Source organism: Anabaena sp. EIM26 (genome assembly GCF_057568715.1).
The window spans coordinates 5,323,090-5,338,021 of sequence record NZ_CM172472.1 but is presented as its reverse complement, the minus strand read 5'-3'; the positions used below and the strand labels follow the sequence as shown (position 1 = coordinate 5,338,021).

Sequence of the window (14,932 nt, the reverse complement as noted above, 5' to 3'; positions counted from 1 at the left end):
GTGCGTCAGATGCGATTATTGAGTAATAATGAACAGACTTTCTAAATCTGACGCACCTGCTAATATGCCAGTTGCGTAAGTCCTGATAATTTGTCATTCTGACCGGAACGCAGTGGAGGGTTCGCGAAGTTCCGTAGGAAAGAATCTTGATTTTTCGTGAAGTTGTGAGATACTTCATTCCGCTATTTCTACATACCCTATGGGAAGCAAGCTACAATTATTATTGATATTTTATTCTATGCAGATTCATATTAATTTTCTCTAAGCTTAGTTATATCGAACATTAAATATTACTAGAGTAACAAAAAAATAAATTTCCAATATATCCCCTGAGTTAGATTACATACATATTTAAATATTCCTCAAGACTGATTGTATTATAAAGTGTAACATCAGATAATATATCAGAATTATATACTATCAAAAGCTTTATTTTATGGCAAAGTCAATTGAATTTAAATTATTTGCTCCTTATAACAAAGGAGTAGCCTTAATGGGGTCTTTTTCTAATTGGCAAGAAATACCAATGGAAAAAGGGGAAGATGGATATTTTCGGACAAACATACACTTAGCCGACGGAAGTTATAACTATAAATTTCGAGTTCAATCAAACTCCTGGTTTTTTGAACCAGAACAGTGGGTTGATGTCACAGATCCTTATGCCACAAACATTGATGAAATGGGTGGAAAAGATAACGGTATTGTGAGAGTGAAAGATGGGGAGATTATTACTGATACCTATGTTTGGAGACATGATGACAAAAACCTATCACCAGATCATGAATTAGTAATTTATGAAATGCACGTTGGGGACTTTTCTGGTGGAGAAGATGACCCCTTTGCCAGAGGGAAATATAAACACGTAGTTGAAAAATTAGATTACCTATCTGAATTAGGAATCAATGCTATTGAGTTGATGCCTATAAAAGAATATCCTGGTAGTTATAGTTGGGGTTATAATCCCCGTCACTTCTTTGCCACAGAATCTAGTTATGGTTCTACAGAAGATTTAAAAAATATGATTGACGAGTGTCATGCCAGAGGCATTCGTGTGATTATGGACGGAATTTACAACCACTCAGAAGCATCCAGTCCCCTCACCCAAATAGACCATGACTATTGGTATCATAACTCTCCCCGTGATCCCGAAAATAATTGGGGGCCTGAATTTAATTACGAACATTATGACGAAAATTTAGGTACTTATCCGGCTAGGAAATTTATTGGTGATACAATTCGATTTTGGATTGAACAATATCATATAGACGGTATTCGTTATGATGCCGCTAGACAAATCGCCAACTACGATTTCATGCATTGGATTGTTCAGGAAACTCAAAATGCTGCTGGTGTCAAGCCTTTTTATAACATCGCAGAACATATTCCAGAAACTCCCAGTATTACTAATCAAGATGGTCCAATGGATGGTTGCTGGCATGATAGTTTCCGGCACACAATTACAGTACATATTTGTGGTGATGTCTTTGAATTAGAAAATCTCAAAGATGTCATTGACTGTAAACGCCAAGGCTTCATGGGGACAACCAATGTTGTTAATTACTTAACTAATCATGACCATGATCATATAATGGTTGAGTTGGCTAATCGTGATATTTTTGACGAGGAAGCTGTAAAGCGAGCTAAATTAGGAGCAGCTATTCTCATGACAGCCGTTGGTGTACCTTTAATTTGGATGGGTGAAGAATTTGGTGAATATAAACCTAAACAATCTTCTGCATCAAAAATTGATTGGAATTTGCTAGGTAATGACCTAAATCGCAGTTTGTTGGATTACTATAAAGGCTTGATTAATCTACGTCAAACTAATCATGCACTTTACACAGAAAACATTGATTTTATCCACGAAAACCCAGAAACAAAAGTTCTCGCTTATAGTCGATGGAATGATGAAGGTTCTCGTGTAGTAGTAGTGGCCAATTTCTCTGATAACTTCTTAGCTGGCTACGAAATTACTAATTTTCCCTCTAGTGGTACATGGCATGAGTGGACGGGTAATTATGATATAGAAGCAGGCGAAAATAGTATTATGACTGACTTAGGCTCTTACGAAGCCAAAGTATTTGTCTGGCAGAAATGAAATATACTGTAACTGAAACAGCATTGTAGTCATATTGAAGAGGGGGTTATTTACCCCCTTTGATAGCGATTAAAACTACAAGATTTAACAACAGCAAATATTTTTTATATCAAAGGTCATATGAATAATTAACTAAATTAAATAAAAAATAACTAAAAAATTCAATTAATAATATTATTTAATTTCCATGAAAGAAACTTGTATTTTTTCTTGAAAATGTGTATAGTAATCGTTTACACATTAAATAGCTTTAGAGCAATCAAGCGATTGTCGTCATGATCAACAAATTAATTAACACTAACATTAAGAGTTCCCACGTCTTATTAACTCCCAATGAAGTTAAAGCCAAATTACCTTTAACTAAATCTGTAGAACAGAGAATTTTGCAGTTCAGACAAGAAATAGAACATATTCTTGATTTTCAAAATAATAGAAAATTTATTGTAGTTGGGCCTTGTTCAATTCATGATCCTAAAGCAGCTATAGAGTATGCAGAGAAATTAAAACTTTTAGCAGATAAAGTTGAAGATAAACTGCTGCTAATTATGCGGGTTTATTTTGAAAAACCCAGAACAACTGTAGGTTGGAAAGGATTAATTAATGATCCAGATATGGATGATTCTTTTCATGTAGAACGCGGGATTTTAATTGCTCGTAATTTGTTATTGAAATTAACAGAACTAGGATTACCCACTGCCACAGAAGCACTTGATCCCATCATTCCCCAATATATCAGTGAATTGGTGGCTTGGTCAGCAATTGGAGCGAGAACAACTGAATCACAAACTCACCGAGAAATGGCTAGTGGACTTTCTATGCCAGTCGGTTTTAAAAATGGTACAGATGGTAATATTAATGTGGCTTTGAATGCTCTAAAATCAGCGAAAGAACCACATAATTTTTTAGGAATTAATCAAAAGGGACAGGTGAGCGTATTTCAAACTAGAGGTAACGCTTATGGTCATGTAATTTTGCGTGGAGGGAGTCAACCTAACTTTGATATAGATAATGTCAAATTAGTGGAAGAACAATTAAAAGCAGCAAATTTACCACCGAGAATAGTAATTGATTGTAGTCATGGTAATACCAATAAAGACTATAGAAAACAACCTTTCGTCTTAGAAAATGTGATTCAGCAAATAGTTGATGGTAATACTTCAATCGTAGGGATGATGCTAGAATCAAATTTATATGAAGGTAGTCAACCCATTACTGGAAAACGAGAAGAATTGCAATATGGTGTTTCAGTAACGGATAAATGTATTGGTTGGGAAGAAACTGAAAAGATTATTTTAGCTGCTCACGCTAAACTTAAATAAATCAAATCTTGCAGAGACGCAGGTTAATTTTTCTGCGTTTCTCTGCATTGAAGAATTAGAAAATTGAGCTAATGATCTGCAAATAAAAACTAAAAAAATCTTCTTCTCTCTCTAAAGTATAATTTTCAATTAACCCCTTATGGTGAATAGAAACATTATTTTCCTTTTTAATCAACGCCATTGCACCGTCTATTGCATCTCTGAGTAAGATCATTTCCATTTCACTGGGATTATCCAAAACAACAATATTACTACCTTGATAAAGCATTCCTTCGGCTTCGAGAATATCTTCTGGATATTCAGCAATTAGTAAGTCTAGTTGAGGATGACGCAACAAAGTTTGCACGTTGTAGTTGTAATCTTGATGCAAAATCTTTTCTGACCGATTGATAAATATTCCCTCATTACACACAGCACCAATTATCAAGTCGGGATATTTTAATAAAATATGATCAATTGTTGCTTGTAATTCGGTAAGACTAATTTTATTAAAAGTGATAATTGGGATTTTGGCATCTTGAGCAGACTTAAAAAAGGTTGATAAAATATGAAAAGGAACATCTATAATTTCACCTTTAACTGGGTTAAGGTGCATAAAAATACCAGGTGCAGCATTAATTTTTAAAATAGTAAAATTACCAGATTTCCAAGATTTAGAGATATTTTTAGCAATGATATCAATACCCAAACAAGTAAGGCGAAAGTTTTGGGCGATGTCTTGGGCTAAGATAATATTGTCCGGGTGAATTGTATTTGTGGCATTGATGCTAATACCCCCAGATGATATATTTGCACCTTTGCTAAGATAAATAGTGCGATCGCTCTTCACTATACTATCCAAGCCTAATCTCTGTTCATTTAGATACAATTCCATCCCTTCATTAATCAAAATCTTACTCATGGGTGAGGTGGGTGTATCTCTTCGTTTCGGGTTGCGATTCTCTCGCTTGATTAATTCTCTAATAGTTGAATACCCATCACCTACAACCGACGCGGGAATAAGTTCTGTAGCAGCGATAAATTTACGGTTCACACACAGTAACCGAAAATTCTTTCCCGAAATACTTTTTTCAACAATTATCCGCTGTGATTCCTCTTTGGGAATTGCTAGTATCACCTTATTATAGGCAGATTTTAACTCTCTAGCATTCTGTACATCAGGAGTTACACCAATTCCTTTATGACCCACCACAGGTTTAATTGCAACTGGGTAGCCAATTTCTCGCGCTACAGCTAAAGCTGCTTTTTCAGAAATAACAATATCACCATTGGGAACTGGGAAACCCAATCTTTGTAGAAATTCCTTACAGTCATCTTTACGGGTTGTGAATTCTGAATCTAGATGGCTATCAATATCAAAAGTTGTTCCTACCCCACGTACCTGTTTTTTCCCATAGCCATATTGCATTAATCCTTCTTCCCATAAATAGAAAGCAGGAATACCCTGTTGATATGCAGCTTGCAATAAAGCATAAACGGTAGATCCACCATAAACAGATTCTCGGAATCTATTTTGTAATTCTATTAACCGTTTTTCAAAGGGAAAATCTTCATTTTGAGAAATACTTTCAAACCAATCCCAAACTAAGTAAACCACTCCTCTAATTGTTTGTTCATGAAGTGCTTGAATACCAATTCTTACATAAGAAGGATATGGCTTAATAGTCCAATTATTAAGATGTAACCCCATATCTAATTTGCCCACTTCTGAGATCACATGAGCAAATAAATCAGCATATAGTTGATATTTTTTACCTGCTAAGTGAGGATAAAAATCACTAATAATGGCAACATACTCTTTAATCGGTAGTGGATCTTGATGTTCAGTCAAAGCAAAATCAAATACTAATGCCCCTGTATCTAAATAAGGGTTTGAGCCAATATAATACTTGAAGTTGAAAATATCAAAAACATCAGTTCTTCTCGCATTGATGCGAATTCTATCAGTGCTTTGGTCTTGAACCATTAATTGTTAACCTTTGGCTAGACAACTCAAAATTTTAATTCTGAGTTAAATTACTCAGAGTCTTTGAATTTCAATCGACTTACACTGGTTTAGACTATTTTTGCGATTCCAACTTACTTCTATTATGCAAAAAATCAGCTATCTTAGGGCATAATTTAAACTTGATTAAAGTTTTTTAAATCAGTATCTAGACAGGAATGATAAAAATATCACTTGGGAAAGATGTAAGAAGTTGGCCGATTTGATATAAATAAAGTTAGTAATTAAGGAGACAGCAAAGTTATGAATAATACACAAGCTGCTCTGAGAAATGAAGTTAGAGAACTTGCAGAAGAAGCATTTCACCGGAAGCTGATTTCTGGCTATGGAGATGGGCCAGAGATGGATGAATATCAAATTGTTTATCAAGGAAAACCCAGACATATATCACTAGAACAAGCTCGTCTGTTTTTGATAGACTTACTTTATAGACACGAAATTTATTAATTTGTCATTGGTGATTGAAAAGACTAATTATCAATTAGACTAAATTATGTGAACTGGACTTTAAAGCAAATTATGATTGCCAAAATTGGAAAATTACATCACTATTAGCCACAACAATTGCCGCTGCAAAATTATCTGCTGGCACTAATTCCTTTAAAACCCAATCTCCCGATACAAGCAATTGAGCCGATTCTGTGGGTGTTAAATAAATTTCAATTTCCTCTAACTGAACTAAACCATCACCAGTTGCTTTTAAATAAGCTTCTTTGCAAGTCCAGTAACGAAAAAATACCTGTTGTTGTTGTTCAGGGGAGAGTAATTTAATCACTTCATATTCTTTAGGTAAAAAGAAGCGTTTAGCAAGACTTTCTAAATCCGACATGGGGCGGACATATTCTAAATCAACCCCAATTAATCGCTGATAGCTGACTCCACATAAACCTAAATCTTGAGAATGTGACAAGTTAAAAAATACCCCACTATCAGCAAATTTAGCGGCTAAAATAGGCTTTCCACGTTGTTGATAATCAAATTCTACTTGTGAGGGGTTTACACTTAAATACTGTCCTAAAATAGCGCGGAGACTACCACGACCAACAATAAACCGCTGACGATGTTCAGGAAAATAAAACCGTTCAGCGCGAGCAATTTCTTCACTAGATAGAGTTTCTCGGAAAGATTGTATCTGTGATTCTGGTTGCTGCAAATTTATTTTCCAGATATGCACATGATCTGGTGACAAAGTTAAATTTTGAGAAGCAGGTAGCCAAATATGATTAAACGTAGTCATTCGTGATTGTATTTATTCTCTGCTTACTTACTATCTCATTACTATGTCTATCTCCTATCCACTGTAAAATGCGATTCCAAGCCCACCATTGGTCAGAGTCCTGAGATTGACGTTGACATTTTTTACTACTTATATAGCCTACGTGACCACCGTATGAGGTAAGTAACAAATCTATGGCAGGGTTTTTAGCACTAGCAGCTTTTAGATCGGGAACAATGTCAGGATCAAATAATGGATCATCAGCCGCATAAAGAATTAAAGTTGGTTTTGATAGCTTAGGCAATAGATGTAAACCGCTGCTGGCTTCATAATATGCTTCTACAGAGTCAAAACCCAAACGTGCGATTACCAGTTCTTGATCAAATCCCCAAATGCTGTTGGCGCGGTTAATAGCATCTGCGTCAAAGTAGCCAGGATGAGTATTATGCAGTTTCCAAGCGAGGTTTTTTAATTCTCTAGCAATGCGTGGTTCTACGTACTTACCAAAGGGTGTAGTAACTAGATAAGTGAGCGATCGCAATGAATCCAAACTTGGACAAATTACCGCCCCCCCAGCAATATCACTTTCTTTAATTCCTAAATCCCCGCTTCTAGTCAAATCTACAGCCGCTTTCAGCCCCCACAACGCCAATTGCCCCCCTAAGGAATATCCTGTAAACCAAAACTTTTTAGGACAGCCCATAGCCGCAGCAGCAGCCGCAATGTGAACAAAATCTTCTCCTTCATACAACCCATCAGAAGTCAGCGTTGGAGATAATTCCGCTGTTTTCCCATGCGCCCGCCAATCAAATAACACGACAGCGTATCCTTGAGCGTAGGCTTTTCGTCCCAACAGGCGCAAAAACCATTGCTGATCCAACTCTCCTGTAATGCCATACGTGCCAACAATTGTGCTATGAGCATTTTTGGGGATAGCGACCCAACCAAAAATTGGCACACCCTGCCCACCTGTGAAGATTACTTTCTGATAAAGTGGCTCTGGATGTAGAGTAGTACTTTGCCAATTACGTCCTCCCCATAAGGCGGTGTAAGCGGTCATAGCCACACCATTTCGCAAGAAATGAGGCGGATTGTAGGTAGAGTCACACATCATAGATAAAATTTCGTGTAAATTGATCTTGATTTCGTAGTCCTTTAATCTTAATATTTATGTTAGATTTCAAATCTTTTAATAATCAAAATAATAATCTTTGCATATAACAAAGGTTCTTATTTATCCTTAAATAAGTAGTCATAATTTTTTAAGAATGCCGAGGATTCTTGTCATAGACGATGACCCAGCGATCTCAGAACTCGTTGCTGTCAACTTAGAAATGGCTGGCTATGATGTTAGTCAAGCTGAAGACGGCATTAAAGGTCAGGCGCTGGCCCTCCAGCTGCAACCCGACTTGATCATGCTCGATCTCATGTTACCCAGAGTAGATGGATTTACCATTTGCCAACGCTTACGTCGAGATGAGCGCACGGCTGAAATTCCTGTCTTGATGTTGACGGCGTTAAGCCAAACTCAATATAAAGTTGAAGGTTTCAATGCTGGCGCAGATGACTACTTGACCAAGCCTTTTGAAGTAGAAGAAATGTTAGCGCGAGTGCGGGCTTTGTTGCGTCGGACTGACCGCATTCCCCAAGCAGCCAAGCACAGTGAGATTCTCAACTATGGGCCTCTTACCCTCGTTCCAGAAAGATTTGAGGCCATTTGGTTCAATGACACTGTGAAATTGACTCATTTGGAATTTGAGCTACTTCATTGCTTGCTTCAGCGCCACGGTCAGACAGTTTCCCCTAGCGAAATCCTCAGAGAAGTTTGGGGTTACGATCCTGATGATGACATTGAAACAATTCGGGTGCATATTCGCCACTTAAGGACTAAGCTCGAACCAGATCCTCGTCATCCTCGCTATATTAAGACGGTATATGGTGCGGGATACTGTCTGGAGTTACCCAGTCTACCACCGTCTCATGAGGGAACTGCCGCTACAGTAGTTGAGTAACATTTAACGAAATCTACCTCATCATTGTAGGGGCGTGAAAGTCGCGCCCCTGCTTTGTGATGATTAGCAAGTGATTAAATTCCCAAGATGAAGTTGAATAATCGCTCTTTACTCTACACCAGCAATGCGTTAGCGAAGCTTACCAAAGCGATCGCTCATAACTCTCCATAAAAATTATTTTGTGAGAAGTATTCAGCAATTTCATTTAGATCACGACTAGCGAGAATATTAATAACGTAATGATTCATTTTGGTGCCTGTCGTTGTTGCTGAAAATGGTCTAAAATTTGATTTACAAATGTTTCACCGTCAATAGGTGCTGTATGTTCTGAAATTGCGATCGCAGCATCAATTTCTTTGCACACTTCTTTAACCCATTCTGTCTCAGAACGATCATACTCATCTAGTAACTGAAGAGCAATTTCTATAACTTCTTCTACAGAGTGGTATTTTCCAGTTTGCAGTTTTGTTTGAATAAAGTGTTCTTGCTTAGGTGTGAGACTGATACTCATAATAAATTTTGGTTAAGTTGGCTGTAGATAATAAATATTGTAATATTAATAGTTAGAAGTATACAGAATTATTATGGATGCTTTAATTGAAGAACTAAATACAAAGTTAAGTTACTGGCAACCTGCTGTAGCAGAACAAGTTCGCCATTGTATTCTAGAAATAATCGAAATGGTAGATCAGGATGTTTTAGACATTCTCAGAACCCGTACAGTAGAGCAGGAAGTTTTGGATTTGTTGGATGAACCCTTAACTTGGTGAAATTTGGCTTGCTGATTTGGGTATAGCAGCAAAAACACGCCCAATTGTGATTGTATCCCGTAATGACCCAGATCCACCACGAGCTTTGGTGATTTATGTACCACTAACTACCCAAAATCGGGGAAGTTTTTATGAGGTTGCACTACCTCGACTACAATTTCTTGAACGGGATTCTACCGCAAATGTTCAAGGTATTGGATCTATTCCAACGGTAAGACTAGAGCGAAAATTGGGCAAGTTACCAGAGGAGGTTATGCTAGAAATTCAGCAAGCGATTAAATTCGCATTTGATTTACAGGATGTTGCTGAATAATCGTTCTCACTCTACATCAATAATGAATGCGATTCCTACAGAGTGCTTCGCTATCGCTCTCATGTTAAATTAGAAACACGCTATACACTCTACAATAAGCATCTCAATTTACTACTTACACTGTCACTGTTGATTTTTCTAAATCAGGAGATTTTGGCTCAAAATGCAAAACCATAATTTGCTCTAAAGTTAAAGCAGCAAATTCATAGGCTTGTCCATTACTATCGCTAAATTCCACTTCAAATACATTACCATCTGCTAGTAATTCCACTATTGTACCAACTTGACCACGTAACAGGTTATATTCAGGTAAATCAACTGTGATTGCTACTACATCTAGTAACTTTGGTTCAAGTTTACTCATTTTTTACAACCTTCAAATATTACAATTTAATATAGCAACTTGTTAATCTTGGAAAATCAGAACAAGGCTCGATAATCCAACAACTACGAATGGTTGCACTTCTATTGTGCCTGTTCAAAGTAAAATCTACATAGTAACGTTGTCCATGTTGATCACTTTTATTTAAGCAAGCTTCTTGAATTTTAACTTTTTCCAAAATAATCTGGCGTAATTCCTCAGCATTTTCAGCAGTCATGCCTAAAATTGATGAAAACAGACGAGCTTTATCCTTTCCTGTGGGATGATCTCGATTAAGGGAGTAGTCACGTAGTTTACGAATGTCAATAACTGCATTTTCTGCATTTGGGATTATATTTGTTGAATTATAGTCTTCCATATACTTGTAGATACGTAGATGAAGCCAGCCGTAGGTATCGCTCTCACTCTACATCAGATAATGCGTTAGCAAAGCTTACCGAAGGTATCGCTCTCAACACTACACCCATAAATGCGATATTACCCGATAATTAAAGCTGTGAATTTAACCACCCTAAAAAATCTCCCGTCTTGACAAAATATCTTATACCTCTTTCCTGCAATATTCCTTTAATCTCTTTTGTACCAAAGTCGTCAGAATTTCCACTTAAAAAAACTTTTTGATTATTTAAAGATGTTTTGGCATGATCAAGAATACAATGTAAAATTAAATTGTCTGTAGGATCATTAATAAGTAAATTTTCTAGACTTTTACTGAGTATATCTGTTTTTAATTGTATTAATTCCACAGAATTTTTAGCCCATTCTAAAACATCAAAAAGACGAGTATTGATCTCATTTATTCTCTCATTATTTTTAATAATTGCTTGTTCTAAATATCGTTTAATTTCTCTAGAGTATTGAGAGTTAACATCTCCTTTGAGTTTTCTTACTTCATCCTGTAAATTATCACTAAACCAATTACTTCTGTTTCGCTCTTTTTTTAATACACAAAGAGATTCCATACAACAAATTGCAGGAGTTACTATTTTAATTCTTGTTGTTACTTCAGGATATTGGAAATTTACTAAATTCTCAGTATCTTGATCTTGGTTTTTCGCAAAATCAATAAAAAAATTAGTTTCTATGTAAAGCGTAATCATTAAATTTACTAACTTTTAGTGTGTTGCATCATAAATTTTCTTTACAAAACCTATTTGGGTTAGTTCTTCTGATTTTGGAGGATTATCTGTTTTCCAGTTATCAGCCAAATCTCTTAACCATCCTTCAACTAATGTTTCTAAATAATATTCAAAAATCCTCTTTTTATGACTAAATTCTGGATCATATTCAGACAAAACTTCATGAGTTGGGAAAGTGTAGACATCTTCTAACTTTTCCCCATCCCATCGAAAAAATTTAATTTCTTCACGGGTAGCTGTCATAGCATAAGGAATTATCACTCTATTGTGTTCATGTTCAAACTTGAGAATATCTTCAACCTTTCCGGTAATATCTTCTACAATATCTCTAGCTCTAACTTTTGATACTAACAGTTTCTGTCCATTTTTATCCCAAGCTGTAATATCAGATACTTCTATTGTTTTGTCACTAAGTTTTGTAACGTCCATTTTTCTAATCCTCGTGACATTGACTATTGCAATATATTCATTATAAATGATAAGCGTAGGCATAGCCCATCGTAGATATCGCTCTTCACTCTACCTCAGAAATGCGATCGCTCTCTACTCTAAATCAGATAATGCGATCGCTCTTAACTCTACATCAGATAATGCGATCGTTCTTAACTCTACATCAATAAATGCGATTGTTTTAGACATTCTTGTTTTCATGACTCATACAGTAGAACAGAAGGTTTTATATTGGTTAAATAAAACCGGAAGGCTTTGAACTTTTGAAAAACTGTATGTTTTGACAGACGTTACAAGAAATAGCCTCGAAACCAGACCAGTTATTGGAAATTTGTAGATAATCAGAACGGAACGATTCATAAGTACCTTCACCACAAAAACGACATCGTGAACCAACTTTATTAGGATAGAAATGTTCATAGATTAAGCGTCTAACTGTTTCGGCAAATTCTTTCAACTCAGATACTGAACTACGCGCACTGGGCTGCTCAACAACTGATTTAGCTAATATTTTTTTTGTTACATAATCGAGTTGAGGATTTTTACATACAGTAGATAGATCGTTAGAGTCATTGTAGTTTTCCCTAGCAAATATTTTTCCAGTCAGCAAAAAATACAAGATTTTGCCTAATGCGTATGAATCAACAGCATCAGTTACTTGATCAGTGCGTCCATTTTCTAATTCAGGTGCAATATAATATCGAGAGCCGACTTGCTCCATAGTCTCCGTGAAACGGTTATTTTCATCTCTAAAGTAGCAAATACCAAAGTCAAGAATTATAGGATTATCATCTTGATCAAGAATTATATTATCGGGTTTTAAGTCACGATGTACTATACCATTTTCATGTGCATACGCTACTGGTTCACATATTTTTATAAAAACTGTTAGTGCTTTGAGTGGCTCTAATAGTCCATCATTAGTTACAACATTAGTTAATGTATGACCTTGGTAGTATTTAGTTACAAAATAATAAGGTTGAGTTTGTAGATTTTTATCTAAAATTGGGGGAATCTGAGGATGATTCAATTCTATTCCTGCCCTAACTTCCTGCTCAAATCTGTCAAGTCGTTTAGTATTTTTCAATCTTTTTAGAATACAATCTTCAGTAAATTCTCCTGCTAAATCTTTGACACGATACACCCAAGACTGACCACCTTCACCATATGACTCAATAATTTCCCATCTATCACCAAAATTCGTTGGTTTTGCCATATTTTTAGATTACCTAAACTTTATCTTTACTTGTAGCATAATCAAAACAATTCCACCACCATAACCATCAAAACGCTGAGGTATTTCCAAGTATTTACAAAATTTAAGAAACAGCAAATTCCGTATATTTCCTAACTTCAGGAGCTTTAAACCCTAAAATAATATGTGCTTTTGGTATTCCCGCAGCAACCAAATCATTAGCAATACCCTCCTCAGTCCCATCATGTTGAATCCAAACCTTAGCATCAATTAAATCAAGATGTAATAAAGTTCCATATATCCGATAACCATTTTTCCAACCAGTTTCTACTAATAAATAACGATCATTTTTTTCATCTAACACCAGTTCAACTTTAACTTGTTCATCATTGCCAATAAAATCAGCATATCCTTCGAGAATTTGTTGAATAATTTGACGATATTGATTAGTTAAGGAATCCATTTGACAATTACCTCCTGTTCAGAATCGAAACTAAATAAACGAATCACACCATCTTCAATTAAAGTTTGACCTGCTTCTTCTTCAAAAACTGTTTTACAAGTGCTTTCACTCACAGCCAGAAATAACTTATATTCAGGATAATAACGTGCTAATAAATGATCATATAAAACAAATTGACCAACAGCATCTTCCAAGTCTTTTATATCCGAAGGTCTTGTAAAACTTTTCACCTCAACAGCTATTTTTTCGGTTTCTCGTTCTGCTGCTAATAATCTCTCAGCGCCTAAATCAACAAATAGGTTTTTACCTCTCGCTAAACGAATCCGCAAAGGATCATGGATAATTTTCCAACCATCTTTGATGAGTGCATTTTTTACAGTATTGTGATAGATGTCTTTAGCTGGCATAGGATTTATTTTATTAAAACTGAATTCAGTGCTAGGTGATGCTGAACATCAGAAGGATTACAGAAGCGCATCACAACATTAGTATCAAGAATATATCTCGTCATTCTTCGTAAATACTATCTCGGCTAAAAGCTTCATTAGGTAAACTTAGACCAGTTTCAGGAAATTGAGAAACCCATTCACGAAACTCTTTAGCCCTTGCTTCTGGAGGATAAGATTTAGGAATAACTGAGCTATACTGACGATTTAGGGAAGCAGCAACTAATTCTGCTACTGAAAGTCCCACTGCTGTAGCTTGTTGCTGCAAAGCTGTATAAACGTCATCGTTCAGTTCCAGGGTTAATAGTTGGCTCACGATTTTTAAGCTATCTTAAATAACGTTGAGGCAATTATAGCTTTTTTCTAGTTGATAACCCATAAAAATCAAGCATAATTAAACCTGTAAAGCCTCTTGCCAATAGGATAAAGTAAGGTTAGTAATTTCACCCTTTTCTAAAATATAGATTTCCTGCAAACACTTAAAAAAAGCTTGCGCGTATATATCCAATCCCACCAAACGGAGACATTTCAAAATTCTAGTTATTCTCATATAATTATGATTCCCCCAGTGAACCCATATTTGCTTACGTTGAGAAAATGAAGCCGATAGAATAATCTCAACTTGATTATTTTCCTTTTCAACTAATGACAATCCATAAAAATCAAGCATCAAATTCAGAGACTTGCTTAAATTCTCTCGCAAAGTTTCACTATTCCTAAAAACTAGAATATCTGACTCCGTTAAAATTGGGGCTTGAGCATGAAAACGACTCCCCTCAATTAGTGGAAATAACCACTGAATATAATCATGGGTCTTTTCTAACCATACATGATCTTGCTGCCATATCTGCTCTATCATGCGATTTCGTGTATCTGGCGCATTTCCCGAATAAAATTGCAAAATGGGAGAGTCGAAATTCATATATAATAAGAGTTTTGTAAATAAAATAGTTGAAGCTGGTTAAGGCTAGTAATAGGTAATGCCTATTTTCATCCTGATCATCCTTTAATCCTGGATATCCTGATATGGCTTGCACCACGCTACGCTATCAGACTGTTTCCCTAACTAACAACTTACGTTATTATACGTAAAATTTAAGGTTTATACGCCCCACTAAATTAAC

General features: G+C 35.8%; 20 protein-coding genes. 7 read left to right on the top strand and 13 right to left on the bottom strand.

Annotation, left to right across the window (positions count from 1 at the left end; genetic code table 11):
• The first annotated feature begins 436 nt into the window (after positions 1 to 436).
• Both AC012T_RS23175 and AC012T_RS23170 read left to right on the top strand, forming a co-directional pair.
• Positions 437 to 2,098 carry an alpha-amylase family glycosyl hydrolase gene (locus tag AC012T_RS23175; RefSeq protein ID WP_487061148.1) on the top strand — a complete coding sequence of 554 codons (1,662 nt, stop codon included), beginning with the start codon at positions 437 to 439 and terminating at the stop codon, positions 2,096 to 2,098.
• A 275-nt stretch (positions 2,099 to 2,373) separates the two neighbouring features.
• On the top strand, positions 2,374 to 3,417 hold the full coding sequence (locus AC012T_RS23170) for a 3-deoxy-7-phosphoheptulonate synthase (RefSeq protein ID WP_487061146.1): 1,044 nt from the start codon (positions 2,374 to 2,376) through the stop codon (positions 3,415 to 3,417).
• Positions 3,418 to 3,472: 55 nt separating this feature from the next.
• Here AC012T_RS23170 and AC012T_RS23165 read toward each other — a convergent pair whose 3' ends face one another.
• Positions 3,473 to 5,383 (bottom strand): ATP-binding protein, encoded by a 1,911-nt coding sequence (locus tag AC012T_RS23165; protein WP_487061144.1) that lies wholly within the window; start codon positions 5,381 to 5,383, stop codon positions 3,473 to 3,475.
• Between the two features lie 282 nt (positions 5,384 to 5,665).
• Between AC012T_RS23165 and AC012T_RS23160 the strand changes: the two genes are divergently transcribed.
• The gene (locus tag AC012T_RS23160) at positions 5,666 to 5,869 is read left to right on the top strand and encodes a hypothetical protein (RefSeq protein WP_487061142.1); all 204 of its coding nucleotides are present in this window, start codon (positions 5,666 to 5,668) and stop codon (positions 5,867 to 5,869) included.
• Positions 5,870 to 5,939: 70 nt separating this feature from the next.
• Here the strand turns inward: AC012T_RS23160 and hetI are convergent, their stop codons facing one another.
• Both hetI and AC012T_RS23150 read right to left on the bottom strand, forming a co-directional pair.
• Positions 5,940 to 6,659, bottom strand: a complete 720-nt coding sequence (hetI, locus tag AC012T_RS23155; protein ID WP_487061140.1) for a 4'-phosphopantetheinyl transferase HetI — start codon at positions 6,657 to 6,659, stop codon at positions 5,940 to 5,942.
• Entirely contained in the window at positions 6,646 to 7,752 is a 1,107-nt protein-coding gene (locus tag AC012T_RS23150; RefSeq protein WP_487061138.1) for a YheT family hydrolase, read from the bottom strand. The genes hetI and AC012T_RS23150 overlap by 14 nt, the downstream gene beginning before the upstream one ends.
• Before the next feature lie 154 nt (positions 7,753 to 7,906).
• Between AC012T_RS23150 and AC012T_RS23145 the strand changes: the two genes are divergently transcribed.
• Positions 7,907 to 8,650 carry a response regulator transcription factor gene (locus AC012T_RS23145; RefSeq protein ID WP_015216313.1) on the top strand — a complete coding sequence of 248 codons (744 nt, stop codon included), beginning with the start codon at positions 7,907 to 7,909 and terminating at the stop codon, positions 8,648 to 8,650.
• 244 nt (positions 8,651 to 8,894) lie between these two features.
• Here AC012T_RS23145 and AC012T_RS23140 read toward each other — a convergent pair whose 3' ends face one another.
• Complete coding sequence (locus AC012T_RS23140; RefSeq protein WP_487061136.1) at positions 8,895 to 9,161, bottom strand: ribbon-helix-helix domain-containing protein; 267 nt, start codon at positions 9,159 to 9,161, stop codon at positions 8,895 to 8,897.
• 73 nt (positions 9,162 to 9,234) lie between these two features.
• Here AC012T_RS23140 and AC012T_RS23135 point away from each other — a divergent pair, with 73 nt between their 5' ends.
• Together AC012T_RS23135 and AC012T_RS23130 are read left to right on the top strand one after the other, a co-directional pair.
• On the top strand, positions 9,235 to 9,420 hold the full coding sequence (locus AC012T_RS23135) for a hypothetical protein (protein WP_487061134.1): 186 nt from the start codon (positions 9,235 to 9,237) through the stop codon (positions 9,418 to 9,420).
• A gap of 46 nt (positions 9,421 to 9,466) precedes the next feature.
• Complete coding sequence (locus tag AC012T_RS23130) at positions 9,467 to 9,733, top strand: type II toxin-antitoxin system PemK/MazF family toxin (RefSeq protein ID WP_487061132.1); 267 nt, start codon at positions 9,467 to 9,469, stop codon at positions 9,731 to 9,733.
• A gap of 115 nt (positions 9,734 to 9,848) precedes the next feature.
• Here AC012T_RS23130 and AC012T_RS23125 read toward each other — a convergent pair whose 3' ends face one another.
• The 4 genes from AC012T_RS23125 to AC012T_RS23110 all read right to left on the bottom strand — a co-directional run bounded on the left by AC012T_RS23125 (position 9,849) and on the right by AC012T_RS23110 (position 11,683).
• Positions 9,849 to 10,097, bottom strand: a complete 249-nt coding sequence (locus tag AC012T_RS23125; protein ID WP_487061130.1) for a DUF4926 domain-containing protein — start codon at positions 10,095 to 10,097, stop codon at positions 9,849 to 9,851.
• A gap of 19 nt (positions 10,098 to 10,116) precedes the next feature.
• Complete coding sequence (locus AC012T_RS23120) at positions 10,117 to 10,473, bottom strand: DUF6883 domain-containing protein (RefSeq protein WP_487061128.1); 357 nt, start codon at positions 10,471 to 10,473, stop codon at positions 10,117 to 10,119.
• Positions 10,474 to 10,603: 130 nt separating this feature from the next.
• The gene (locus AC012T_RS23115) at positions 10,604 to 11,215 is read right to left on the bottom strand and encodes a PIN domain-containing protein (protein ID WP_487061126.1); all 612 of its coding nucleotides are present in this window, start codon (positions 11,213 to 11,215) and stop codon (positions 10,604 to 10,606) included.
• Positions 11,216 to 11,230: 15 nt separating this feature from the next.
• Positions 11,231 to 11,683, bottom strand: coding sequence for a hypothetical protein (locus tag AC012T_RS23110; protein ID WP_487061124.1), 453 nt, complete (start codon positions 11,681 to 11,683; stop codon positions 11,231 to 11,233).
• 46 nt (positions 11,684 to 11,729) lie between these two features.
• Here AC012T_RS23110 and AC012T_RS23105 point away from each other — a divergent pair, with 46 nt between their 5' ends.
• Positions 11,730 to 11,963, top strand: coding sequence for a hypothetical protein (locus tag AC012T_RS23105; protein ID WP_487061122.1), 234 nt, complete (start codon positions 11,730 to 11,732; stop codon positions 11,961 to 11,963).
• Here AC012T_RS23105 and AC012T_RS23100 read toward each other — a convergent pair.
• The 5 genes from AC012T_RS23100 to AC012T_RS23080 all read right to left on the bottom strand — a co-directional run bounded on the left by AC012T_RS23100 (position 11,940) and on the right by AC012T_RS23080 (position 14,730).
• Positions 11,940 to 12,920: a serine/threonine-protein kinase gene (locus AC012T_RS23100; protein WP_487061120.1), complete on the bottom strand. Its 981-nt coding sequence runs from the start codon at positions 12,918 to 12,920 to the stop codon at positions 11,940 to 11,942. The genes AC012T_RS23105 and AC012T_RS23100 overlap by 24 nt on opposite strands.
• A gap of 103 nt (positions 12,921 to 13,023) precedes the next feature.
• Positions 13,024 to 13,362, bottom strand: coding sequence for an element excision factor XisI family protein (locus tag AC012T_RS23095; protein ID WP_487061118.1), 339 nt, complete (start codon positions 13,360 to 13,362; stop codon positions 13,024 to 13,026).
• Complete coding sequence (locus AC012T_RS23090) at positions 13,350 to 13,769, bottom strand: XisH family protein (protein WP_487061116.1); 420 nt, start codon at positions 13,767 to 13,769, stop codon at positions 13,350 to 13,352. The genes AC012T_RS23095 and AC012T_RS23090 overlap by 13 nt, the downstream gene beginning before the upstream one ends.
• A 100-nt stretch (positions 13,770 to 13,869) precedes the next feature.
• Complete coding sequence (locus tag AC012T_RS23085) at positions 13,870 to 14,124, bottom strand: hypothetical protein (protein WP_487061114.1); 255 nt, start codon at positions 14,122 to 14,124, stop codon at positions 13,870 to 13,872.
• A 78-nt stretch (positions 14,125 to 14,202) separates the two neighbouring features.
• Complete coding sequence (locus AC012T_RS23080) at positions 14,203 to 14,730, bottom strand: opioid growth factor receptor-related protein (RefSeq protein ID WP_487061112.1); 528 nt, start codon at positions 14,728 to 14,730, stop codon at positions 14,203 to 14,205.
• Between the last annotated feature and the right edge of the window lie 202 nt (positions 14,731 to 14,932).

Bases quoted from the DNA above. Each gene is read 5' to 3' on its own strand.
- AC012T_RS23110 (WP_487061124.1), bottom strand. From the start codon at position 11,683: ATGGACGTTACAAAACTTAGTGACAAAACAATAGAAGTATCTGATATT.
- AC012T_RS23165 (WP_487061144.1), bottom strand. From the start codon at position 5,383: ATGGTTCAAGACCAAAGCACTGATAGAATTCGCATCAATGCGAGAAGA.
- AC012T_RS23100 (WP_487061120.1), bottom strand. From the start codon at position 12,920: ATGGCAAAACCAACGAATTTTGGTGATAGATGGGAAATTATTGAGTCA.
- AC012T_RS23140 (WP_487061136.1), bottom strand. From the start codon at position 9,161: ATGAGTATCAGTCTCACACCTAAGCAAGAACACTTTATTCAAACAAAA.
- AC012T_RS23170 (WP_487061146.1), top strand. From the start codon at position 2,374: ATGATCAACAAATTAATTAACACTAACATTAAGAGTTCCCACGTCTTA.
- AC012T_RS23135 (WP_487061134.1), top strand. From the start codon at position 9,235: ATGGATGCTTTAATTGAAGAACTAAATACAAAGTTAAGTTACTGGCAA.
- AC012T_RS23080 (WP_487061112.1), bottom strand. From the start codon at position 14,730: ATGAATTTCGACTCTCCCATTTTGCAATTTTATTCGGGAAATGCGCCA.
- AC012T_RS23175 (WP_487061148.1), top strand. From the start codon at position 437: ATGGCAAAGTCAATTGAATTTAAATTATTTGCTCCTTATAACAAAGGA.
- AC012T_RS23095 (WP_487061118.1), bottom strand. From the start codon at position 13,362: ATGGATTCCTTAACTAATCAATATCGTCAAATTATTCAACAAATTCTC.
- AC012T_RS23145 (WP_015216313.1), top strand. From the start codon at position 7,907: ATGCCGAGGATTCTTGTCATAGACGATGACCCAGCGATCTCAGAACTC.
- AC012T_RS23115 (WP_487061126.1), bottom strand. From the start codon at position 11,215: ATGATTACGCTTTACATAGAAACTAATTTTTTTATTGATTTTGCGAAA.
- AC012T_RS23150 (WP_487061138.1), bottom strand. From the start codon at position 7,752: ATGATGTGTGACTCTACCTACAATCCGCCTCATTTCTTGCGAAATGGT.
- AC012T_RS23090 (WP_487061116.1), bottom strand. From the start codon at position 13,769: ATGCCAGCTAAAGACATCTATCACAATACTGTAAAAAATGCACTCATC.
- hetI (WP_487061140.1), bottom strand. From the start codon at position 6,659: ATGACTACGTTTAATCATATTTGGCTACCTGCTTCTCAAAATTTAACT.
- AC012T_RS23105 (WP_487061122.1), top strand. From the start codon at position 11,730: ATGATAAGCGTAGGCATAGCCCATCGTAGATATCGCTCTTCACTCTAC.
- AC012T_RS23120 (WP_487061128.1), bottom strand. From the start codon at position 10,473: ATGGAAGACTATAATTCAACAAATATAATCCCAAATGCAGAAAATGCA.
- AC012T_RS23160 (WP_487061142.1), top strand. From the start codon at position 5,666: ATGAATAATACACAAGCTGCTCTGAGAAATGAAGTTAGAGAACTTGCA.
- AC012T_RS23125 (WP_487061130.1), bottom strand. From the start codon at position 10,097: ATGAGTAAACTTGAACCAAAGTTACTAGATGTAGTAGCAATCACAGTT.